26 protein-coding genes are annotated in these 21,835 nt (G+C 70.7%); 16 read left to right on the top strand and 10 right to left on the bottom strand.

Annotated features, from left to right (window positions below; all coding sequences use genetic code 11):
* The first annotated feature begins 1 nt into the window (after position 1).
* The 8 genes from CI089_RS04775 (at position 2) to CI089_RS04740 (ending at position 5,008) form a co-directional block, all read left to right on the top strand.
* Positions 2–688 (top strand): DsbA family protein, encoded by a 687-nt coding sequence (locus CI089_RS04775; protein WP_094260495.1) that lies wholly within the window; start codon positions 2–4, stop codon positions 686–688.
* Positions 689–844: 156 nt separating this feature from the next.
* Positions 845–1,066: a translation initiation factor IF-1 gene (infA, locus tag CI089_RS04770; RefSeq protein WP_017201569.1), complete on the top strand. Its 222-nt coding sequence runs from the start codon at positions 845–847 to the stop codon at positions 1,064–1,066.
* Between the two features lie 76 nt (positions 1,067–1,142).
* Positions 1,143–1,259 (top strand): 50S ribosomal protein L36, encoded by a 117-nt coding sequence (gene rpmJ / locus CI089_RS04765; RefSeq protein ID WP_005050492.1) that lies wholly within the window; start codon positions 1,143–1,145, stop codon positions 1,257–1,259.
* A 156-nt stretch (positions 1,260–1,415) separates the two neighbouring features.
* A complete protein-coding gene (gene rpsM / locus CI089_RS04760) occupies positions 1,416–1,790 on the top strand; it encodes a 30S ribosomal protein S13 (RefSeq protein ID WP_023954076.1) in 375 nt (124 codons plus the stop codon).
* Between the two features lie 34 nt (positions 1,791–1,824).
* Positions 1,825–2,223: a 30S ribosomal protein S11 gene (gene rpsK / locus CI089_RS04755; RefSeq protein WP_023954078.1), complete on the top strand. Its 399-nt coding sequence runs from the start codon at positions 1,825–1,827 to the stop codon at positions 2,221–2,223.
* Positions 2,224–2,345: 122 nt separating this feature from the next.
* Positions 2,346–3,335 (top strand): DNA-directed RNA polymerase subunit alpha, encoded by a 990-nt coding sequence (locus CI089_RS04750; protein ID WP_023954080.1) that lies wholly within the window; start codon positions 2,346–2,348, stop codon positions 3,333–3,335.
* Between the two features lie 29 nt (positions 3,336–3,364).
* On the top strand, positions 3,365–3,934 hold the full coding sequence (gene rplQ / locus CI089_RS04745) for a 50S ribosomal protein L17 (protein ID WP_094260494.1): 570 nt from the start codon (positions 3,365–3,367) through the stop codon (positions 3,932–3,934).
* 72 nt (positions 3,935–4,006) lie between these two features.
* On the top strand, positions 4,007–5,008 hold the full coding sequence (locus CI089_RS04740; protein WP_256977488.1) for a GNAT family N-acetyltransferase: 1,002 nt from the start codon (positions 4,007–4,009) through the stop codon (positions 5,006–5,008).
* 21 nt (positions 5,009–5,029) lie between these two features.
* Here the strand turns inward: CI089_RS04740 and CI089_RS04735 are convergent, their stop codons facing one another.
* On the bottom strand, positions 5,030–6,904 hold the full coding sequence (locus CI089_RS04735) for an acyltransferase family protein (protein WP_094260492.1): 1,875 nt from the start codon (positions 6,902–6,904) through the stop codon (positions 5,030–5,032).
* A 133-nt stretch (positions 6,905–7,037) separates the two neighbouring features.
* Here CI089_RS04735 and CI089_RS04730 point away from each other — a divergent pair, with 133 nt between their 5' ends.
* The 3 genes from CI089_RS04730 to CI089_RS04720 are packed head-to-tail and all read left to right on the top strand — an operon-like array spanning position 7,038 to position 9,461.
* On the top strand, positions 7,038–7,922 hold the full coding sequence (locus CI089_RS04730; protein WP_094260491.1) for a carbohydrate kinase family protein: 885 nt from the start codon (positions 7,038–7,040) through the stop codon (positions 7,920–7,922).
* Positions 7,923–7,926: 4 nt separating this feature from the next.
* Positions 7,927–8,760 carry a tRNA pseudouridine(38-40) synthase TruA gene (gene truA / locus CI089_RS04725; RefSeq protein ID WP_094260490.1) on the top strand — a complete coding sequence of 278 codons (834 nt, stop codon included), beginning with the start codon at positions 7,927–7,929 and terminating at the stop codon, positions 8,758–8,760.
* 32 nt (positions 8,761–8,792) lie between these two features.
* A complete protein-coding gene (locus CI089_RS04720) occupies positions 8,793–9,461 on the top strand; it encodes an endonuclease/exonuclease/phosphatase family protein (RefSeq protein WP_094260489.1) in 669 nt (222 codons plus the stop codon).
* Between the two features lie 60 nt (positions 9,462–9,521).
* Here CI089_RS04720 and CI089_RS04715 read toward each other — a convergent pair whose 3' ends face one another.
* The 3 genes from CI089_RS04715 to CI089_RS04705 all read right to left on the bottom strand — a co-directional run bounded on the left by CI089_RS04715 (position 9,522) and on the right by CI089_RS04705 (position 12,622).
* Positions 9,522–10,085 (bottom strand): hypothetical protein, encoded by a 564-nt coding sequence (locus CI089_RS04715; RefSeq protein WP_094260488.1) that lies wholly within the window; start codon positions 10,083–10,085, stop codon positions 9,522–9,524.
* A gap of 183 nt (positions 10,086–10,268) precedes the next feature.
* Entirely contained in the window at positions 10,269–10,817 is a 549-nt protein-coding gene (locus CI089_RS04710) for a cell wall protein (protein WP_094260487.1), read from the bottom strand.
* A gap of 11 nt (positions 10,818–10,828) precedes the next feature.
* Complete coding sequence (locus CI089_RS04705) at positions 10,829–12,622, bottom strand: DUF4012 domain-containing protein (protein WP_094260486.1); 1,794 nt, start codon at positions 12,620–12,622, stop codon at positions 10,829–10,831.
* Positions 12,623–12,681: 59 nt separating this feature from the next.
* Between CI089_RS04705 and CI089_RS04700 the strand changes: the two genes are divergently transcribed.
* From CI089_RS04700 to CI089_RS04690, 3 genes are all read left to right on the top strand, one after another.
* Positions 12,682–13,311: a hypothetical protein gene (locus CI089_RS04700; protein ID WP_094260485.1), complete on the top strand. Its 630-nt coding sequence runs from the start codon at positions 12,682–12,684 to the stop codon at positions 13,309–13,311.
* Between the two features lie 130 nt (positions 13,312–13,441).
* On the top strand, positions 13,442–14,242 hold the full coding sequence (locus CI089_RS04695) for a fructose 1,6-bisphosphatase (protein WP_094260484.1): 801 nt from the start codon (positions 13,442–13,444) through the stop codon (positions 14,240–14,242).
* 4 nt (positions 14,243–14,246) lie between these two features.
* A complete protein-coding gene (locus CI089_RS04690; RefSeq protein WP_094260483.1) occupies positions 14,247–15,743 on the top strand; it encodes a glycosyltransferase family 2 protein in 1,497 nt (498 codons plus the stop codon).
* A 22-nt stretch (positions 15,744–15,765) separates the two neighbouring features.
* Here CI089_RS04690 and CI089_RS04685 read toward each other — a convergent pair whose 3' ends face one another.
* Both CI089_RS04685 and CI089_RS04680 read right to left on the bottom strand, forming a co-directional pair.
* Complete coding sequence (locus CI089_RS04685; RefSeq protein ID WP_179223227.1) at positions 15,766–16,830, bottom strand: response regulator transcription factor; 1,065 nt, start codon at positions 16,828–16,830, stop codon at positions 15,766–15,768.
* A gap of 80 nt (positions 16,831–16,910) precedes the next feature.
* The gene (locus CI089_RS04680) at positions 16,911–18,038 is read right to left on the bottom strand and encodes a glycoside hydrolase family 6 protein (protein WP_256977487.1); all 1,128 of its coding nucleotides are present in this window, start codon (positions 18,036–18,038) and stop codon (positions 16,911–16,913) included.
* A 70-nt stretch (positions 18,039–18,108) separates the two neighbouring features.
* Here CI089_RS04680 and CI089_RS04675 point away from each other — a divergent pair, with 70 nt between their 5' ends.
* Positions 18,109–18,816 (top strand): universal stress protein, encoded by a 708-nt coding sequence (locus CI089_RS04675; protein WP_094260482.1) that lies wholly within the window; start codon positions 18,109–18,111, stop codon positions 18,814–18,816.
* A complete protein-coding gene (locus CI089_RS16380) occupies positions 18,813–19,214 on the top strand; it encodes a VanZ family protein (RefSeq protein WP_179223226.1) in 402 nt (133 codons plus the stop codon). Before CI089_RS04675 ends, CI089_RS16380 begins: the two co-directional genes overlap by 4 nt.
* Here the strand turns inward: CI089_RS16380 and CI089_RS04665 are convergent.
* From CI089_RS04665 to CI089_RS04650, 4 genes are read right to left on the bottom strand one after another with little or no spacing between them, the layout of a single operon-like run.
* Positions 19,193–19,582, bottom strand: coding sequence for a PLD nuclease N-terminal domain-containing protein (locus tag CI089_RS04665; protein ID WP_256977486.1), 390 nt, complete (start codon positions 19,580–19,582; stop codon positions 19,193–19,195). The genes CI089_RS16380 and CI089_RS04665 overlap by 22 nt on opposite strands.
* 47 nt (positions 19,583–19,629) lie before the next feature.
* Positions 19,630–20,700, bottom strand: coding sequence for a spore photoproduct lyase family protein (locus tag CI089_RS04660; RefSeq protein ID WP_094260480.1), 1,071 nt, complete (start codon positions 20,698–20,700; stop codon positions 19,630–19,632).
* Between the two features lie 8 nt (positions 20,701–20,708).
* A complete protein-coding gene (locus CI089_RS04655; RefSeq protein WP_023954097.1) occupies positions 20,709–20,957 on the bottom strand; it encodes a hypothetical protein in 249 nt (82 codons plus the stop codon).
* 9 nt (positions 20,958–20,966) lie between these two features.
* Positions 20,967–21,833 carry a metal ABC transporter permease gene (locus CI089_RS04650; RefSeq protein ID WP_370877360.1) on the bottom strand — a complete coding sequence of 289 codons (867 nt, stop codon included), beginning with the start codon at positions 21,831–21,833 and terminating at the stop codon, positions 20,967–20,969.
* Positions 21,834–21,835: the final 2 nt, after the last annotated feature.

Here is a 21,835-nt window from a genome sequence, read left to right as displayed (position 1 = left end):
GATGGCTACTGCGGCGACGGGCAAGACCAACTGGTTCGCGATCTGGGTGTCGACGGCCGTGGTGGTCGTGGTGGCGCTCATCGTCGCGCTCGTGGTGTGGATGAACAACAGCGCGACCGACCCGGGTACCCCGCCCACCGGCTCGGGCATCGAGCAGGAGAGCGGCGCGATCGTGGTCGGTGACGGCTCGCAGACCCTCGACACGTACCTCGACTTCATGTGCCCCATCTGCGGTCAGTTCGAGACGACCTACGGCCCCGAGATCCTCGATCTCGTGAACGACGGCACGATCACCCTCAAGATCCACCCGATCTCGATCCTCGACCGATACTCGCAGGGCACGGAGTACTCGACCCGTTCCGCCAACGCGATGTACTGCGTGGCCGAGGCGAACCCCGACGCGGCGGTGCCGTTCATGCAGGCGATGTTCGAGAAGCAGCCCGCAGAGCAGTCGACCGGCCTCACCGACGACGAGATCCTGAAGATCGCGTCGGATGTGGGCGTGACGGGCATCGACTCGTGCGTCACCGATCGCACGTACGGCTCGTTCGTGGCCGCGAAGACCAAGGAGACGCCGATCCAGCCCGGTGCCAGCGGTATCGGCACGCCGACGATCGCCGTCAACGGAGAGACGATCTCGAACAGCACCATCCCGGCACGCGGCTCGTTCGCCACGCTCTTCAACTGAGCGGAGGCGGGCGACGCGCCGTGCGAGATACGGCGAGTTGCCGGCGGGTGCGGTAGCGCGTATGCTTGATCTTTGGTGCGTTGCGCCTCTCTCGGCGTGTCACCGAAAATCCCATCCAACGCAGACCGACCGGTCTGCACAACTGTAAGCGAGCGTATGGCCAAGAAAGACGGTGTCATCGAGATCGAGGGCGTGATCTCCGAGGCTCTGCCGAACGCGATGTTCCGCGTCGAGCTGAGCAACGGACACAAGGTCCTCGCAACGATCTCGGGAAAGATGCGACAGAACTACATCCGCATCATCCCCGAAGACCGCGTCGTCGTGGAGCTCAGCCCCTACGACCTCACGCGCGGCCGCATCGTCTACCGCTACCGCTGAGCCCAGCGCACACCGGTCGAGAAGTAACGCCCCGGAGCTCCTGCTCCGCCGGCGAAGACAGCGAATCAGGAACATCATGAAGGTCAACCCCTCCGTCAAGCCCATCTGCGACCACTGCAAGGTCATCCGCCGCCACGGTCGCGTCATGGTCATCTGCAAGTCGAACCCGCGTCACAAGCAGCGCCAGGGCTGATCGGATGCCGCGTCCGCGCGGCACCCGGTACGACGACAACTCAATACACCTCAGGCAGATCAGAACCCGCCCGGCACCGCCGGCGGGGGACACCTCGGGACGAAGGCCCGAGCACCGATCCTGCTCCACACCTTCGATTACTCCTAGGAGAACCGCATGGCACGTCTTGCCGGCGTTGACATCCCGCGCGACAAGCGCGTGGTGATCGCCCTCACGTACATCTACGGCGTGGGCCGTACCCGCTCGAACGAGATCCTCGCTGCGACGGAGATCGACGAGAACATCCGCGTCAAGGACCTCACCGACGACCAGCTCGTCGCGCTCCGCGACTACATCGAGGGCAACTACAAGGTGGAGGGTGACCTGCGCCGCGAGGTCGCCGCCGACATCCGCCGCAAGGTCGAGATCGGTTCCTACGAGGGTCTGCGCCACCGCCGTGGCCTGCCCGTGCGCGGTCAGCGCACCAAGACCAACGCGCGTACGCGCAAGGGTCCCAAGCGCACCGTCGCCGGCAAGAAGAAGGCGCGCTAAGGCGCGGCCCCCACAGGTTTAGGAGAACACGCACATGGCACAGGCCAAGTCCGCAGCGCGCAAGCCGCGCCGCAAGGAGAAGAAGAACATCGCGCTGGGCCACGCCCACATCAAGTCGACGTTCAACAACACGATCGTCTCGATCACCGACCCGTCGGGCGCCGTCATCAGCTGGGCCTCCTCGGGTGGCGTCGGCTTCAAGGGCTCGCGCAAGTCGACCCCCTACGCCGCCGGCATGGCCGCCGAGTCCGCTGCGCGTCAGGCGCAGGAGCACGGCGTCAAGAAGGTCGACGTCTTCGTCAAGGGCCCCGGTTCGGGCCGTGAGACCGCGATCCGCTCGCTGACGGCCGCCGGCCTCGAGGTGGGGTCCATCCAGGACGTCACCCCCCAGGCCCACAACGGCTGCCGTCCCCCCAAGCGCCGCCGCGTCTGAGCTGACACGGATCCGGATGCCGCACCTCGCGGCATCCGGACTTCCGTCGTTTCCTTGAAAACTCAACACCTCACTGAATTGCACGTGTCATATAGCGGTCACGTGATCGAAAGGAACACATAGTGCTCATCGCACAGCGTCCCACTCTGACCGAGGAGAAGATCGGCGAGTTCCGCAGCCGGTTCGTCGTCGAGCCGCTGGAGCCCGGCTTCGGCTACACCATCGGCAACGCGCTGCGCCGCAGCCTGCTGTCGTCCATCCCGGGTGCCGCCGTCACCAGCATCCGCTTCGACGGTGTGCTGCACGAGTTCAGCACCATCCCGGGCGTGAAGGAGGATGTCACCGAGATCATCCTCAACATCAAGCAGCTGGTCGTCTCGTCCGAGCGCGACGAGCCCATCACGGCGTACCTGCGCAAGACCGGTGCCGGTGAGGTCACGGCCGCCGACATCTCGGCTCCGGCCGGTGTCGAGGTCCACAACCCCGACCTGGTCATCGCGACGCTCAACGACAGCGCGAAGTTCGAGCTCGAGCTCGTCATCGAGCGCGGCCGCGGCTACGTCTCGGCGACGCAGAACCGCAACGAGTACGCCGAGGCCGGTCAGATCCCGATCGACTCGATCTACTCGCCCGTGCTCAAGGTCAGCTACCGCGTCGAGGCCACTCGTGCCGGTGAGCGCACCGACTTCGACAAGCTCGTCCTCGACGTCGAGTCGAAGGCGTCCATCTCGCCGCGCGACGCCGTCGCATCGGCCGGCCGCACGCTCGTCGAGCTGTTCGGTCTCGCCCGCGAGCTGAACGTCGAGGCCGAGGGCATCGAGATCGGCCCCGCGCCGGTCGCCGAGGTCCTCACCAACGAGCTGTCGATGCCGATCGAGGACCTCGACCTGTCGGTCCGCTCGTACAACTGCCTCAAGCGCGAGGGCATCAACACGGTGTCCGAGCTGGTCGCCCTCTCGGAGACCCAGCTCATGAACATCCGCAACTTCGGTCAGAAGTCGGTCGACGAGGTGCGCGACAAGCTCGTCTCCCTCGGCCTGTCGCTGAAGGACTCGGTTCCCGGGTTCGACGGTGCGCACTTCTACGGCGGATACGACGACGAGAACCTCTGAGCCCCCCTTTCTTCCTGGAGTAATCAAACATGCCTAAGCCCACCAAGGGTCCCCGCCTCGGAGGCGGCCCCGCACACGAGCGCCTGCTTCTCGCGAACCTCGCCGCGGCCCTGTTCACGTACAAGTCGATCACCACGACCGAGACCAAGGCCAAGCGCCTGCGTCCGTACGCCGAGCGCCTGGTCACGTTCGCCAAGCGCGGCGACCTGCACGCCCGCCGCCGCGTCGCGTCGGTCATCGGTGACAAGAGCGTCGTGCACGAGCTCTTCGCCGAGATCGCTCCGCTGGTCGCCGAGCGCGAGGGTGGCTACACCCGCATCACGAAGATCGGCAACCGCAAGGGCGACAACGCCCCCATGGCCGTCATCGAGCTCGTTCTCGAGCCGGTGAACCCCAAGCCGAAGTCCGCCAAGAAGTCGGCTGCCGCCGCGCCGGCCGCTGAGGCACCCGTCGAGGAGGCTCCCGTCGAGGAGACCACCGAGGCTCCCGCCGACGACACGGCCGCCGACGCCGGCGCCGAGTCGCCGGAGGAGGGCGCAGCTGCTGAGGCTGCGGCCGAGGACGCCGCTGAGGCTCCCGCCGAGGACGACAAGAAGTAAACAGCGCGTCGCGCTGACATCGGGCCCGCACTCTCTTCGGAGGGTGCGGGCCCGATGTGCGAGGGTGGAAGGGTGAGCGAGCCGAACGCACCGTCCTGCCCCGCCGTTGCGCACTGGCGCACCGCGACCGCGAACGACATCGACGTCATCCATGGCGTCCTGGCGGCCGCCGATCGTGTCGACCACCCGACGTGGACGACACCGCGGGAGGAGGTCGCGGAGACGTTCGACCTGTCGCACATCGACCACACCCGCGACACGATGATCGCGTTCGAGGCCGGCGGCGACGCTGTCGCGGTCGGCACGGTCACCCTGCACCCCTCGCGCGAGGAGCACCTGCACGTCTCCCTCACCGGCGCGGTGCGTCCTGACCGGCGCGGCCGCGGGATCGGCACCGCGCTGTTCACGTGGCAGCACGAGCGCGCGGAGGAGCAGCTGCACGAGGCGCGTGCAGCGGACGGCGCGGCGGCGGGTCTGCCGGCCGAGATCCAGGTGTACGCCTCGGAGAAGGACGCCGCCCTCGAGCGCATCGCCGAATCGCTCGGCTACCGCACCGAACGCTGGTTCTCGACGATGCACCGCGATCTGACGCAGCCGATCGCCGACGTCGCCGCCCCCGCGGGCATCGAGCTGGTGCCGTTCTCTGCCGACCGGGCGGAGGACGCCCGGCTGGCGCGCAATGACGCGTTCCGCGATCACTGGGGGAGCCTCCCCAGCCCGCCCGAGCGGTGGCAGCAGTTCATCGGCGGCCCGTTCCTCCGGCCCGACCTGTGCACGCTCGCGCTCGACGACGGGAGGATCGTCGCGTTCTGCCTCGCGTCGGTGAACGAGGGAGACTTCAGCGTCCTCGGGCCCAACGCCTACATCGATCTCGTCGGGGTCGTCCGCTCGCACCGTCGGCGCGGCCTGGCCCCCGCCGTGATCTCGCGCTCACTCGCGGCCATGCGGGACGCGGGGCTCGGCGTGGCCGTGCTCGACGTCGACACCGAGAGCCCGACCGGGGCGAACACGCTCTACGGGGGCCTCGGGTTCACCGCGTACGAGCGCGACCGGGTGCTGGTGCGCCGGTACTGAACCGCGGTCGTCGATCCGCGACTACTGATCCTCGGCGCGCCCGAGGATCTCGAGGAGCGTCGTCCGCGTCTGCTCCGCCGCCCACTGCGCTGTCGCGAGCTGGGTTGCGGCCCCGTCGATCGCACGCTTCACCGTGCGTGCGTACAGGTCGCCGCCGGCCGCCTCGGGATGGATCTGGTCACCCGCGAGCAGGTCGGTGTGGTCGGCGATCGCACCCGCCCAGTCGGCGACGGCCACTCGAGGGTGGGTGGCGGCGAAAGCGGTGAGGTCGCGGTTGACGCCGGGGATCCAATCGCGCGGCGCGGCGGCGTTCACGAGGATGACGTAGCGCTCGGGCCCCGCGGCATCCACGATGCGCTGGAGAGCCTCCGTCGAGACGGGGCCGTTCGTGCCGAGGCCGACCACGACGTACTCCCGGAGGGCTCCGGACGCCGCGAGGTCGTCGATGATGCGGACGCCGGCCCACAGCGACCGCGACACCTCGGCGTCGACCGCGATCCCCGGCATCGCCTGGAGCAGCCCGGGAGCGGAGGCGAGCATGACCGAGTCGCCGACGGCGCTCACGCGCGTGCCGTCGACCGTCTGCGCGCCCGGCGCGGGGGCGGGCGTGGGATGCCGATCGGCCCGCGCGAGGGCGTCGCGCCCGGCATCGACCGCGCTCTGGCTCGTCGTCTCGCGCGGTGCCGCCGCGACGGCGGCCGTCGTTCCGCCGAGGGCGAGGGCTGCGGCCACCGCGGCGGCCAGGGTCGCGGCCCGGCGGGACGGGCGCGAGCGCAGACCGCGCCGAGCGATCGCGAACGCGCCGCGGAAACCGTGACGCCGCACCGGCTGCTCGATCCACCGGTACGACACCGCCGCCAGCGCGACCGAGGCGACCGCGACGACCGCGCCCGTCGCGACGGGGACGCCCGCCTCGGGGCCCGCGCCGCCGAGCTGGAACGACAGCAGGACCAGGAGCGGCCAGTGCCACAGGTACACCGCGTACGACCGCTCGCCCAGCCAGCGCAGGGGTGAGACATCCAGCGCCCGGCCGAACCACGAGCCCGGCCACGCCGCGACCAGCAGCACGACGGCGGTGAGGAGCGACGCCGCGAGGCTCGAGGCCGGGTATGTGATGGCCTCACCACCGCCCGCGGCGGCGGCGACGACGATCCCGCCGGTCGCGAGCGCCCCGACGATGACGCCCCAGACCGGGCCGACGCCGGCGACAGATGACCGGCGGACGACGAGACCGTGCAGGACGAAGGCCACGGCGACACCGATCAGGAGCCCGAACGCGTGCGTGTCGGTGCCGAAGTAGACCCGCGTGAGGTCGGCGCCCGCCGCGACGCTCGCGAATGCCCACGCGGCCGAGGCCGCCGCGAGGGCGAGAGCGACGGCGGCGCGCGAGCGCCGGCCGGGAAGCAGCAGGAAGAGGGGCAGCAGCAGCGGCCAGAGCAGGTAGAACTGCTCTTCGACCGCCAGCGACCAGAGGTTCCGGAAGATCTCCGGGTCGGCCGCGGAGAAGTAGGTGCCGCCGTCGGCCATCGACACCCAGTTGTACGAGAAGGTGGCAGCTCCGAGGACCTGCAGCCCCATGTCGACCAGCACGTCGCCACCGACGAGCCAGGCCAGGGATGCGCTGACCGTGACGACGGTCGCGAGCGCCGGAAGCAGTCGTCGCGCGCGCCGTGACCAGAACCGCCGCAGCCGGATGCGGCCCTCGCGGGCGCGTTCGCGCAGGAGCAGCGTCGTGATGAGGAAGCCGGAGATCACGAAGAAGACGTCGACGCCGACGTAGCCGCTGCGCAGGAACGCTGCGGGAAACAGGTGGTAGACGACGACGAGCACCACGGCGACGGCGCGCAGACCGTCGAGTCCCGCGATGCGGGCGCGCGGAAGAGGCGGAGAAGTCATAGGGCTGTATCCGGGGTCGTCGGGGGGACGGGCGGCGGCAGCCTCCCAGTGTAGAGCGGGCGCCTGGGGGCGATGTGGTAGACCGGAGGAGGTGCGCGGATCCCGCGGATCGACTTTCGAGAACAGGTGGAACATGGGCGCTCCCGAGGTCCTGGTGCTGGGCGAGGCGTTGGTCGACATCGTCGAGACCGATGACGGCGCGACCGAGCACGTCGGCGGCAGTCCGGCCAACGTCGCGGTGGGCGTCGCCCGCCTCGGTGTTCCCGTGCGCTTGGCGACGCGGCTGGGACGCGACGAGCGCGGCGAGCGGATCGCCCGTCACGTGCGCGAGGCGGGCGCCGAGGTCGCGGAGGCCTCGTGGACCGATGCGGCGACCGACACGGCGCGCGCCCGCATCCGTCCCGACGGGTCGGCGGAGTACGACTTCGACGTGGCCGGCGTCGTACCGCCCGTGCCGCGTGGTGACGCCGGGCTCGTGCACACCGGCTCGATCGCCCTGTTCCTCGACCCGGGCGGGGAGACGTGCCTGGCTGCTCTGGAGGCCGCCCGCGGCGGGGCCATCGTCACCGTGGACCCCAACATCCGGCCGGCGCTCGTCGGCTCGCGCGAGACGGCGCTGGCGCGCTTCGCCCGCGCCGCCGCGGCCGCCGACCTCGTCAAGCTCAGCGACGAGGATGCCGAGTGGCTCTGGCCCGGCGCCGATGCCGCCAGCGTGCTCGAGACGATCGCGGGCCTCGGTGCCGCAGCCGTCGTCATGACGCGCGGCGGCGAGGGAGCGATCGGCCGGGCACCCGACGGCGCGATCGTCGAGGTCGCCGGCGTCGCGGTGACGGTGGCCGACACGATCGGGGCGGGCGACTCGTTCATGGCGAGCCTGATCGCCACGCTCGTGGGTCGCGGCCTGCCCGCCGACGCCGACGCCCTCGCGGATGCGATGCGGGTCGCGGCGCGCGCGGCGGCCATCACGGTCTCGCGGCCGGGGGCGAACCCGCCCACGCGCGCCGAGCTGGAAGACTGATCGGGTGCGCCTGAGACTGGACATCGCCTACGACGGATCGGGGTTCTCGGGCTGGGCCCGCCAGCCGGGCCTGCGCACCGTTCAGGGGTCGATCGAGGCGGCCGTCAGCCGCGTTCTCGGCGGTGACGCGCAGCTCGTCGTCGCGGGCCGCACCGATGCCGGCGTGCACGCCTCGGGCCAGGTGGCGCACCTCGACCTGAGCGAGGCGCAGGAGGCGCGGCTGCGACGTGGCCGCGACCCCGAGCCGGCCGCCCTCGCCGCGCGCCTGAACGGTGTGCTCGGCCGATACGCCGACGTCCACGTGCGGGCGACGTCGGTCGCTCCGGAGGGGTTCGACGCCCGGTTCTCCGCGGTCTGGCGACGCTACGCGTACCGCGTCGCCGACCGCACGACGGGCTACGACCCGCTCGAGCGCTTCCGCACGACCTTCGTTCCGGTCGCCCTCGACGGCGCGCTGATGGATGCCGCGGCACGCAGCCTGACCGGCCTCCACGATTTCGCCGCTTACTGCAAGCCGCGGCCCGAGGCGACGACGATCCGGACGCTGCTCGAGTTCGACTGGCGGCGCGACGAGAGCGGTGTGCTCGTCGCCAACGTCAAGGCCGACGCGTTCTGCCACAGCATGGTGCGCGCCCTCGTCGGCGCGTGCGTCGCGGTGGGCGAGGGCCGGCTCGGCGTCGAAGACGTCGCGGTCCTCCGCGACGCCCGCGAGCGGACGAGCGCCTTCGCGGTGCTGGCGGCGCGCGGGCTCACGCTCACGGAGGTCGGATACCCCGCCGACGATCTGCTCGCGGCACGGGCGGAGCAGACCCGCGCCCGCCGCGCAACGGACACCTGACCGAAAGGAACCGGGCGTAGCCTGGCGGCACCATGAAGGTCATCTCGTACAACCTGCGCAAGCACCGCGCCGCCTCCGAGCTCTCCGAACTCATCGAGCAGCACGGCGCGGACGTGCTCTGCCTGCAGGAGGCGGACACCAGCGGCATCCCCGACCAGATCAGCGGGCTGCGGCTCGCCGAGGCGACCGCGCGCAACCGGCTGGGGCTCGCGGTCTACTACCGGGAGAACACCTTCCGCGCGGTCGAGGTCCGTTCGCTCGCGTTGAAGAAGTCGCTGCACGACCGCGTGCTCAAGCCCGCCGAGGAACGGATGCTCGGTGTGCGGCTGCGTGACATCGACGACGGGCGTGACGTCATCGTGGCGAGTTTCCATGCGGCGCCGCTGACGGCGCTGAACTCGCTGCGCCGCAACCAGATCCAGGCGGCGCTGGGCGCCCTGTCGGAGCTGGGCGAGGGGCTGCCGATCCTCATGGTCGGCGACTACAACTACCCGGTCTTCAAGGAGAACCTCGGGCAGGTCGTGCGCAAGCAGGGGTACGAGCTGACGCTCAGCGACGCCCGCACCTACACGCGCTACAAGTTCTTCCGCGGCCACTACGACTTCGCCACGAGCGTCGGATTCGACATCGAGCGGGTGCAGACGCTGCCGCAGGGCGCGAGCGACCACCTGCCGATCCTGGTCACCGCGGAACCTCGCTGACAAAGACGGATGCCCCGGAGCCGAAGCTCCGGGGCATCCGATCGTGCTGTGTGCGCCTGATCAGGCAGCAGCCTCCGCGTTGCGGTGGCGGCGGACCGTGCTGGCCACGGCGATGCTGCCGCCGGCGAGGGCGAGAGCGCCACCGCCGATCCACAGGCCGAGGAGAGCGGCGTTGTCGCCACCGGTGGCGGGCAGGGTGCCCGAGCCGCCGGTGCTGCCCGAGCCGCCGGCAGCGGCCGGAACAGCGATGGTGACGCTGCTCGCGCCCGAGACGGTGCCCGTGGCGGTGAGGGTGTACTCGCCGGTCGCGTTGGCGGGCAGGGTCACCTGGAAGGCGACCTCGCCGGCTCCGTTCGCGGCCTTGGTGGTGCTGGTGGAGGTCACGGCGAACTTGACGAACGCGACGCTGCCTGCAGCGGCGTTCTCGCCCGTCAGGGTGCCGGTGACGGCCTCGTTCGGCTCGAAGTTGTTGAACGCGATCGTCGCGGTGCCGCCAGCGGTGACGGTGACGGACGAACCGCCCACCGGTGCCGGGGTGTAAGCGTTGGCGATGGCGGGGGCGGCAAACACGGCCGCTGCTGCGATGGCCGAGGCCGCCGCCGCCTTGATGAGACGGTTCTTCATGTGTCCTGCTTTCCTTGGGTCATCCGGAGGCTCACACCCAACGGAGAAGTAATGCTAAGGATTACGTCAGGAGTGGTCATAGCAAGTATTCAGGGTCGTAGGTCCCCGATGCAAGCTCGGACATTTCCATCGCGTTAACATTTCGCGATCCGGATGACGTGCGGCGCGCCGCGGACGCCGGATTCAGCGCGCGTCGCGGGCCCGACGCAGCGCCGAGGCGAGCGCGATCGTCGCGCCGGCCGCCACGAGAGCCCCGCCGCCGACCCAGAGGCCGAGCGACGTGCGGGCGTCGCCGCCGGTCGCGGGCAGTCCGGAGGCGTCGACGACCGAGGCGCTGGCGGTGCCACCGGCGGACGAGGCCGAGATCGCCTCGATGTTGTACACGCCCACCGCATCGGCGGGGAAGGTGATGGCCACCGGTGCGAGCGCGCCTTCCTCGGACGACTCGCGCACCGTGCTGCCCGTGGTGACGGCGAACGCCGCGCGCGCGAACGCGACGGCCGCGCCGTTCTCGCCGCGGACCGTGATCGTGATCTCCTCGTTCGCCCCGAACGTGCCGTCGGCACACGCGAACTCGACGGTGCCGCCGGCCACGAACGCGCTCGGCGTGGTCGTGCACGAGTTCGTCGGCGGGTAGATGGTCGCGCCGGTCGAGGCGGATGCCGCCGCCGGCAGTGCGATGATCGCGGCGGCGAGGACCGCGACGGCGGCGAGGGAGGCGGTGCGGCGCATGATCGGTGAGTCTATGCGCCGCCGCAACGAGCGACAACAACGGTGGGCCGCTCGGCGTCGACGGTGGGTGTCACGGTTGCCGTCGCGGTCGTCGGGCCGCCCTGGGCGACGACGCTCACGGTGGCGGTGACCGACTCGCCCGGGGCGAGATCGGAGGAGAACACCATCACCTGTCGTCCCGCGTGCGACCCGCCGCCGAACCCGGCCCCGTCGGACCGGGTCGCCGACGAGAGGGCGTAGCCCTCGGGCAGGTACAGGTACGCCACGGTGCGGGCGATGCCGGCCGGGACTCCGAAGCCGCCGCCGCCGGTGACATAGGTCGGCAGCGAGGTCGCGGCATCCGACGGAGCGTTGTTCGCGATGGTGACCTCGAGCGTCACCGGCGAGGACGTGCGTCCGTCGCCGCCGACCGCGCAGGTGTCCCACACGAGGCGCGTGTCGGCGGTGAGGTAGTAGTCCATCTTCGACCCGGTGCCGTCGTTGAGGTACACCCCGAACGCGGCCGTGTCGTCATCGGTGACCGGCAGCGGGCCGGCGAGCGTCGTGTCCGCGAGCACCGCCTGGTCCTCGGGGATCGCGCTCCACAGCAGCAGTCGCCGTTCGTCGCCGGCGCGACCGAGGGCGGCGATGAGCTTCGCGGGATCGGCTCCACCGGAGGCGAGCCGGTCGAACACCGCCGCGGACGCCGCCGCGAAGAACGCATCCTGTTCGCGGGGGTTCTCGTAGCGCGCATACACGTCGTTCAGCAGCAGCGAGACGGCGTTGTCGGCGGAGATCACGTCGCCCGTCGGCAGCTCGACGGGTCCGGTGGCCTCGAGGATGTACGACAGGGCGACCGGGTCGGTCGCGATCACCCCGTCGACGCTCTGCCCCGTCTGGCGCAGCAGCATCTCGCGCGCGAGCGGGCCGCCGACGGAGAAGTCCGGGATCTGCGTGACGTTCTGGATGTATCGGCCGGGCCTGGTCTCGTAGATGCGCTCGACCTCGGGGTCGAGGGGGAGCACCGGCTCGCCGAAGTTCGGGAAGTCCGACGAGGAGGCCTGCCCGGCCAGCTCGATCCGCCCGTCCGCCGTGCGCACGATCGCCATCGCGCCGACGATGCCGCCCGTCGACCGCCACTCGGCGTTGTTCTGGAACGCCAGGAGGTAGGTGCGCTCGCCGGACGCGCCGAGCATGGCGGGCAGGAGCGTCGCGGCGCGGGCGAGCGCATCGGTCGCGGAGGCGCCCGTGTCGAGGAGGTCGGTGACGTCGTCGACGGCCGCCCGCACGGGGCCGATGAGCGGGGTGTCGTCGAGCGCCCGCACGGATGCCGCGGCGGCGGCGACGGTGTCGGCGCCGGACCGAGCCGGCTCGGCGATCTCGCGGAAGACGGTGGTGTCGATGCGCCCGTCGACCGGCCGGAAGGCATCGGGCGAGAACGCCGACGCCACATCGGCGAGGGGGAGGAGCCCGTCGCGGGCGATGTCGTCGGCCGCGGCCGCGATCGTCCCGACCGCGTGCAGCTGCGGGCCGATCCACGGGGTGCCCTCGGCGAGCGACCAGACCGGGTCGGATGTCAGCTCGCGCGCTCGCGCGGCGTGGTCGGCGGCGTCGGCGATGTGCGGCGCGGCGGCCGCGGGGTCGGCGAGGGAGTCGATGGCGCTGCGGGCGGATGCCTCCACCTCGCGCAGTTCGCCGTAGGCCAGGGCGCCGCGGACGCCCACCCAGGCGGCGGCTGCGACGAGGGCGAGAAGGAAGAGCCCGGCGATCGCCGCCAACGCGAGCTGCGTCCGGCGCAGGGGGCGGGGCTGGTCAGCGGTGCGCACCCGATCACTCTAAGGGGGCGGCCGCGTGCGTACACTTGCGAGGGGAAGCGGAGGACTCGATGATGCGACGCTGGGGGACGGCCGCCGCGACTGCGGTGATGGCTGTGGCTCTCGTGGGATGCGGCCCCGCGCCGTGGAACTCCCCCTCCGGCGGCGGGGGAGACGCGAGCGGCCCCGCGCCCTCGCCGAGCGTCTCGCGCACCGCCGTGCCGCCGCCGGTCCCGAACGACCTCTCGAGCGGCTCGACCGAGCGTCAGGTGACCGCCGGGGCCGTGACGGGATCGCTCAACTACTGGTCCGACCTGTCGATGGACCGGTGGACGGCGACGGCGCTCAAGCCCGTCAGCCTCTCCCTCGTGACGACCGTCAGCCCCGATGACGGGCAGAAGGTGTACCTGCAGAAGGCGACGATGATCGCCGTGCCCGGCAACGCGCAGGGCGACCTCAGCCCGCTCGCACCGACATCCGACCAGTCGGCCACCAATCCCGGCTACCTCGTGCTCTCGCCGTACAGCTACTCGCAGACGTTCTACGTCGGCGAGGTGCCGCCCGAGGCCACCTTCGTCACGATCCGCTTCACGTACGACTTCCTCGTGCAGACGACCCCCACCTCCGACGAGTTCGCGAAGCAGACCGCGACCGACAGCATCACCGTCGCGATCGCGGCGGCCGAGAGCGACGGCGGCTGAAACCTCAAGGTCACCGCAAGGCGACCTGAAGAGATCGCAAAGCGCCCGGGGTCGTCGTGGCCGGGGTGCTTGGATGGCGAGGCCCGCGACATCCGACGCTGGCCCCTCGCCTCGAGAAATCCGGTCTGCCATGTCTCCGCGCCGCACCCCCACACTCCGCGCACGTACGCTCAGCGCGGGCGCGCTCGCCCTCTCGCTCGTCGTGCTCTCGGGCTGCTCTCAGCTGACCGGGATGATCAACGCCGTCCAGGGCGAGCCGGTCTCGGCCGTGCCGGCGCCGGCGCCCTCGCAGTCGCCCAGCATGGCGTTCAACTCGCAGTTCACCTATGACGGCTCGGTGTCGCTCTCCTCCGATGTGGCGCAGGACCTCGAGCTCCGCCTCGACGTGTGGGCGCAGGATCCCAAGCGCACGCAGGAATGGACGCCCGGCGCGGACAAGACGTTCGGCTTCGCGGTCAACGTCCACGACAAGCGCGTCGACGAGAAGGCCGTGCTGTCGCAGAAGCGGCGCGTGTTCATCTCGTCGATCTCGATCACCTCGCAGACAGCGCAGACGTCGGGGCAGGTGCAGAACCCGTTCCAGTTCAGCGCCGACCCCCGCACGCTCGTCCCGAGCGACACGATCCGCTCCGACCGGGGCCTGCTGCTCAACAGCTTCCAGGGCGGTCTCTACGTGCCCGAGACCATCGTCCACGGGCTCCCGGCCGACACCTACGGCATGACGCTCGAGTTCGCGATGACCGTGTGGGTCGAGGGCAACGCGAACGACGACGCGATCCCGCGCCGGTTCCCAGCACCACTCCCTGAGCCGGTCGCGGCGCCCGCATTCCTTGCGCAGAAATTGCGGTTGACTTCGTCCGCTCTGCACACACGGCGTTCCAGAATGGATCGCGGCAGACAACAGCTGCCCATCACCTCGCACAGGATGTGACCGCATGACTCAGACGCCGTACACGCCGTACACGCCCAACCCGGCGTTCGCGCAGCCGCAGCGCCCCGCCCCGCAGGCGCCGGTGCAGCTGGCGGATCACTTCGAGACGGCGTTCCCCGACGACTTCGAGTCGGTCCTCGAGAACACCACCGTCCACCGCTCCACGATCGGCTGCGTCATCCCCGCGTACAACGAGGAGGAATCGATCGCCGACGTGATCGAGGGCCTGCTCGCGCAGACCCGCGTGCCGGACGTCATCCACGTCATCGCGAACAACACCTCCGACAACACCGTGAAGATCGCCGCCGGGTACGCCGGGCCCCACGAGGTCACGACCGAGCTCGGCACGCAGTTCACCGAGGTGTTCGTCCACGACATCGGCAAGAACCCCGACAAGAAGGTCGGCGCGCTCAACTACGGCTACTCGCTGGTCGAGGGGTACGACTACCTGCTGGGTGTCGACGGTGACACGATCGCCGACTCGCGCGCCGTGGAGTACCTCGAGTCGGAGGCTGTCGGCGACTCGCGCATCGGCGGCATCTCGGCGATCTACTCGATCGACGACAAGCCCATCAAGGGGACGATCGCGAAGTTCCTCATCGCCGGTCAGCGCACCCAGTTCGCCGCCTTCAACATGCAGAACCTGCTGCGCGGCCGCAACATGGCCGTCCTCGGCGGGCAGTTCTCGATCTTCTCGACGAACGCGCTGCGCGACGCGATGAAGCAGAACCACCAGTCGACCCCGTGGGTGAAGGACTCCGAGGTCGAGGACTCGCTGCTGTCGCTCCAGATCAAGAGCGCGGGCTACCTGACGAAGATCAGCCCGTACGCCCGCGCCAACGTCGGCGGCATGACGACTCTCAAGGGTTACGACGCCCAGCAGGTGAAGTGGACCTACGGCGCCATCGAGCTGATGTGGCCGGGCCAGCGCGGCGACACGAAGGGCCAGCCGTTCCACCCGAACCTGCGCCTGCGCTGGTTCGAGAACTTCGGGATGCTGACGAACCTGTTCGTGCGCGTCGCGTTCCTCATCCTGCTCGCCGGCTCGCTGTCGATCAACGCGTTCGTCTTCTCGCCGCTGTGGCTGATCCCGCCGCTGGTCGCCGTGCTGCTGAACCTGCGCATGGCCCGCAGCATCAAGGACCACAATCAGCGCGACATCCTCTTCGCGATCCTGGTGTTCCCCGCCGAGGCGTTCATGTGGATCCGGCTCGGCCACTTCATGCGGTCGTGGTCGCGCTTCCTGTCGAAGAAGAAGGTCGACAACTGGGCGATGCAGGCCAAGGCCGAGAGCGGCGGCGGCAGCATCGGGCACTGGATGCCGCTGGTGATCCTCGCCGCGGTGCTGCTGGCGATGGCCGTCGTGTGGAACATCATCGGCCCCGTCGCGCAGTCATCGATCCTGTGGATCGGATGGCCGATCGTCGGTGTCGTGACCGTACTGCAGACCCTGCTGATGTTCTCGAAGCTCGTCCGCCGCCAGAACGGCTACAAGGTCTGAGCCGGAAGCCGGGCCCGCCGGCTCAGACCGCCGCGGCGGTCTCGGACGTCATGCGATACCCGACACCCCGAACGGTCTCGATGTACCGCGGGGTCGTCGGGCTGTCGCTGAGCTTGCGGCGGAGGTTCGTCATGTGCGCCTCGATCGCCCGCTTATCGGCCTCGCCCACGAAGTAGCTCGTGACGTAGGACTCGCCGCGCAGGACGAGCGTCAGGTCGGCCTTCGACCGCACCCGGCGCTTGGAGGCCATCAGCGTCGAGAGCAGATCGAACTCGGTGCGGGTCAGCTCCAGCTCGCGGCCGCCGATGTAGGCCAGCCGGGTGTCGGTGTCGACCTGCAGGTCGCGGTGCGTCAGCCAGTGGTCGCCCGTGGTCGGCACGAGGTCGCCGCCGGACTGGTGCACCACGATGTCTGCCCCCGGCGCCTGGGCCGGGGCGGGCGCCGGAGCGTCGCTCGGGTGATGCACGATGACCGGCTGCTGCGGCGGCGCGGACTGCGGGGGCGCGGGCGGCGGTGCGTACTGCGGCGGTGCGTACTGCGCCGGGGCGGGCTGCTGCGGGGCCGAGCCGGGGAAGCGGGCGAGGTACTCCTCGTACGACAGGGGTGCGGCCTCGGCGGGGCCGGGAGCCGGGGCGGACGGCGCGGGGCGTGCGCCCGGGAACGACGGGCCGACCGAATCCTGCTGCGGGGCGGCCGGCTGGGGAGCGGCGGCGCGCGGGCGCCGCAGCAGCGCGTCGACCCGCGCCCGGAACTCGCGCGGGCGGAAGGGCTTGACGATGTACTCGTCGGCGCCGGCACCCAGCCCGAGGACGACATCCGCCTCTTCGGAGAGCCCGGTGAGCATGATGATGTACGTGTCGCTCTGCGCGCGGATGCGCCGGGCGGCCTCGAAGCCGTCGATGCCGGGCATGTTGACGTCGAGCGTCGTCAACAGCGGCCGGTACGACAGCACGGCCTGGATGCCGTCGATGCCGTTGCCCACCGAGACGGTGGAGAATCCCGCTGCCTCGAGCACCTCGACGAGAAGATGGCGGATGTCGGGATCGTCCTCGACGATGACCGCCGTCTTCAACTGCTCGGACATCATGCGCGCCACTTCTCTCCCTCAGGTTCGGGTTATTTTGCCACACGCGAGCGACGCGGCACTCCCGCAGGAACGCCGGAGAGTCAGGGCGCGACGCCGCGCGTGAGCTCGACGGCCCCGGCGGGCCACCACACGCCGGCGTCGGGGCCGCCGTTGCACGGTCCGTCGCTCTCTCCCGGCGGCTTGATCCACAGGTTCGTGTCGACGACGTCGTCGCCGAACGTGCCGCTCGGGTCGCCCACGGTGCGTCCCGGCGGATTGCACCATTCGCCGTCGCTCGGAGCGCCCGCGCCGTTGCGCGAGGTGTCGACGAGGGCGTGCATGCCGCCCAGGCGGTCGGACAGGGCGTGGGCGTAGGCGAACTCGTCAAAGGTGTCGTTGAAGTTCGACACGTTCGTCACGAAGCCCCGCACCCCCGAGACCGCGACCCGCTCGATGAGTCCCGCCATCACCTCGGGCCCGAGCCAGTTCGAGTGCCCGCCGTCGACGTAGACCCAGGTGTCCGGGCCGGTCAGGCGGCCGAGCGCGCCGCGCAGCTGGTCGACGCGCTCGTCGACGTTGCCGCACTGCGGGGCGAGGGCCAGACTGTCGGGCTCGACGACGACGACCTTCTTCACGTCCGGAACGGAACGCAGCGCCGTGCCGATCTGCTTCGTCCACGTCTCGTAGTCGGCCTCGTCCAGCCCGCCGGCGGAGTGGTTGCCGCAGTCGCGCCCGGGCAGGCCGTAGACGACGACCGCCATCGCGGTGCCCGACTCGCGCGCCTCGTGCGCGATGTTCAGCACGCGCTCGCCGACTGCGCCGATGGGGTCCTGCTCGGGGGTGAGCCAGTACGCCGTCGGCTGGGCGGCGAGATACTCGGCGGCGGCGACCTCGTCGACCGATCCGCCCTCGGCTGCGGCGCGTGCGGCCTTCGACTCGGCGGGTGCGACGAAAGCGGTGCCGACACCCGGGGGTCGCGCGGTGAGCGCCTGGACCCCGCCCATCACGAGGGAGACGACCAGGGCGATCCCGGCGACGATGAGCGCCAGTGCGGCGACGATGATCGCGATCCACGCCCAGCGTGGCAGCCGACGGCGCCGGCGAGCAGGCCGAGGCGGCGCGGGCCGCTCGGGCGGGGGCGGCGGCTCGTAGTGCCCGCTGAGGACATAGCGACCGGCATCGTCACCGGCATCGTGATGCGATGCATCGGAGCCGGGTCGCTGTGCCACGGACTGACTCTAACCGCTGGCGACCGCGAGGCCCATCGTGCCGGTCGGCCTCGGCGGATACCCTGGGGCCATGGGCGACGTGATCCTGGGAGTGACCGACGCGGACGGCGCGGGTGCGCGGGAGTGGGCGTTCCGGCGCGCCGAGGCGCTGGGCCTGACACTGCGTGAGCTGCTGATCGCGCCGACGCGCGACGATGCCGACCGGGCCGCGGCGGCGACAGCGGACGCCGAGATCCTCGTGCTCCCCGAAGAGCACGGTCACGCGTACCGCACGCTCCTCGCGCACGCGCACTGCCCGGTCGCGATCGTCCCCGACCGGCTCGACGGCGATGCCGAGGCTTCCGCCGCCGCGAGGGCGGGCGTGCTGGTCGGCGTCGACGCGTCGGAGGTATCGGCCCGGGCGCTCGACTTCGCCGCCCGCGAGGCCGTACGCACGGGTGAGCCCCTCGTCGCCCTCGCCGCGTGGGAACCCGTCTCGGTGGGCACGGAACCGGGTCTCGATCTGTGGACCGGACCGATGCCCGTCGACCTCACGGAAGCGACGGCCGGGATGCTGGAGCGCATGCTCGAGCCGGTGCGCGCGGAGCATCCGCAGCTCGAGGTGCGCACGCGCATCGACGTCGGCGACGCCTCCGCGCTCATCGAGGACGCGTCGCGCGGCGCCGTGCTGACCGTCGTGGGCTCGCACGGACGCACCGGGCTGTCGCGCCTGCTGCTCGGATCGGTCAGCGAGCGGGTCGCGGCCCACGTCGGTTCCCCGACCGTCATCGTTCGGTGACCCGCGGCGCACGAGCCCTGCTGATCGGCTACGTCGTCGTTCTCGCGCTCATCGCGTTCTGGCCGACGCCCGTCGACCGCGACGCGGGCCCGATCCTCCGGGCCATCACCTCGGCGGTGCCGTGGCTGACCTACGACCGCATCGAATTCTCGGCCAACATCGCCCTGTTCGTCCCGTTCGGGTGGTGCGCGGCGCTCGGCTGGCCCCGCTGGCACGCGTACGTCATCCCCGCCGGCCTCGTCATCTCCGTCGTGATCGAGACGGCGCAGGGCGTGCTGCTCGCGGAACGGACCGCGAGCGCGTGGGATGTCGTGGCCAACACCCTCGGCACGACGGCGGGCTGGCTGATCGCACGCCGGTGGGCCGCCGGACGGGATCAGCCGGCGTCGGGTGACTGAGGACCCTGCCGGCGGCGACGGATCTCGGCCTCGAGCTCGGCGATCTCGATCTCGCGCTCGAGGTCGGCGAGCTGCTGCGCCGTCGTCCGATAGTCGCGGGGCTGCGGGCGGCTCGCCGGGGCGGCGGGTGCCGGCTCGTCGCGGGACCACCGGCGCGGGTCGCCGAAGCTCATCGACTCTCGCGGGGCGGTGTCCCACTCGCGTCCGAGGGTGAACCACAGCACCGATCCGATGAGCGGCAGGAAGACGATGAAGAGCACCCACGCGAACTTCGGCAGGTGCTTGACCTGGTCGTCGCGGCGGGTGATGGCGTCGACGAGAGCTGCGACCATCAGGACGAAGACGAGCAGGGGCAGCAGCAGATACACCCCGCCAGGGTGGCGCAGATCCGCGCGTCCGCGCAAGGGAGGGTGGATCAGAACGCGTAGCGGATGCGGCACGACGGCAGCTCGCGCTCGATGAGCGCGCACAGCGCCGCGACGGCCTCGCCCTTGAGCGGTGAGCGGTACCGCACGTTGATCGCGCCGTTTTGCGAGCGCTTGGTCTCCTGCATCCGCGGGGTCCACAGCAGGTCCTCGCCGCGCGGATGCCAGCCGAGGTTGACCTCGTGCAGGCCCTCGTTGTGGGTGAGGAAGATGATCTCGCACGCCAGCTGCGCCTTCGCGCGGTCGGAGAGCACGTCGTTCAGCTCGCGCAGCAGAGCCGTCCAGTCGGCCTCCCAGGTCGGGGTGAGGATGACGGGAGAGAAGTTGAGATGCACTTCGTAGCCGGCCTCGACGAAGTCGTTGATCGCCGCGATCCGCTCGGAGATCGGCGAGGTCCGGATGTCAGTCACGCGCGCGGTGTCGTGCGGCATGAGCGAGAAGCGGATGCGGGTGCGCCCGAGCGGGTCCCAGTCGAGCAGGTCGCGGTTGACGTACTTCGTCGCGAACGAGGCCTTGGCCGTCGGCGACATCCGGAACAGCTCGCACAGGTCGCGGACGTTCTCGCTGATCATCGCGTCGACGGAGCAGTCGCTGTTCTCGCCGATGTCGTAGACCCAGGCCTCGGGGTCGCACTGGTTCGGCTCGGTCTTGGGGCCCTGCCGGGAGATGTGACGCGCGAGGTGGCGCGAGATCTCGTCGATGTTGGCGAAGACCGTGACGGGGTTGCTGTATCCCTTGCGGCGCGGCACGTAGCAGTACGAGCAGGCCATGGCGCAGCCGTTCGCCGTCGACGGCGCGATGAAGTCGGCCGAGCGGCCGTTGAGCCGGGTCGTGACCGACTTCTTCACGCCCAGCACGAGCGCCTCGGTCTTGATCCGCACCCAGCGCCGCACATTCGTCTCGTCGCCGTGGACCTCGGGAACGAGCCAGTGCGAGTCGATCGGGACGATCTCGGCATCGGGCCACCGCGCCACGATCTCCTGCCCGCGGGGCAGCGCGAGCGCGGCCTCCTCGGCGTAGATGCGGCTGATCTGCAGCAGCGGGGCCCGATCCCGGGACATCCGGCCGGTCAGCCGGCCTGCTCGAGCTCGATCTCGCCGGCGGCGAGGGCGTCGGCGTACGTACGGACGTCGGGGCCGGGCTCCCAGTCGATGAACTTGTCCTTCATGTGGCTGACGAGCGCGGCGTAGGCCTTGTCGGCGTCGTTCGCGTCATCGGTCGCGGCGACGGCGGCGACGGCATCCTGCAGGACACGGTCGGCGTCGTCGAGCACCTTCTGGCGGGCTTCGTCATTCCAGTGGATCTCGCTGATCTTCATAGCGGCACGCTAGCCAGCGGGAACGGATTCGGCGACGGACTTGCGCGAGGCTATCCGACGCCCGATGATCCCGTGTCTCGGGCTGAAGAGGTAGACCGCGGCGAACACGACGCCCTGCACGAGCACGACGAGTCCGCCCGACGAGGCATCCACCCAGTAGCTCAGGTAGATGCCGACGACCGAGGATGCCGCCGAGAGCACCGGGGCGATGACGAGCATGCGCCCGAAGCGGTCGGTGAGCAGGTGCGCCGTGGCTCCCGGGATGATGAGCATCGCGACGACGAGCACGACGCCCACGACCTGCAGCGCGACGACCGCGGTCAGCGCGAGCACGCCCAGCAGGAGCCCCGAGAGCAGCCGCGGCGAGAGCCCGATGGCGAAGGTGTGGATCGGGTCGAAGGCGAAGAGGGTGAGGTCGCGGCGCTTGACGAACAGGATCGCGAAGGCGACGGCCGCCAGGACGGCGATCTGCACGAGGTCGCCCGCCGAGACCCCGAGCACGTTGCCGAACAGGATGTGGTTGAGGTCGGTCTGGCTCGGTGTCACCGAGATGAGCACGAGGCCGAGCGCGAACAGCGTCGTGAACACGATGCCGATGGCGGCATCCTCCTTGACGCGGCTCGTGCCGCGGATGATGCCGATGAGGGCGACCGCGAGGAACCCGAACACGAGGGCGCCGATCGCGAAGGGCGCGCCCAGGACGTACGCGAGCACGACGCCGGGCAGCACGGCGTGGCTGACGGCGTCGCCCATGAGCGACCAGCCGATGAGGACGAGCCAGCACGACAGCACGGCGCAGACGATCGCGGCGATGGCCGTGGCCGACAGGGCGCGCAGCATGAACTCGTAGCGGAGCGGCTCGAGCAGGATGTCGATGA

This window comes from Microbacterium sp. Yaish 1, from assembly GCF_002245215.1.
GTDB lineage: Bacteria > Actinomycetota > Actinomycetes > Actinomycetales > Microbacteriaceae > Microbacterium.
The sequence above is the reverse complement of the archived record's forward strand: the minus strand, read 5'-3'. Positions and strand labels throughout refer to the sequence as shown.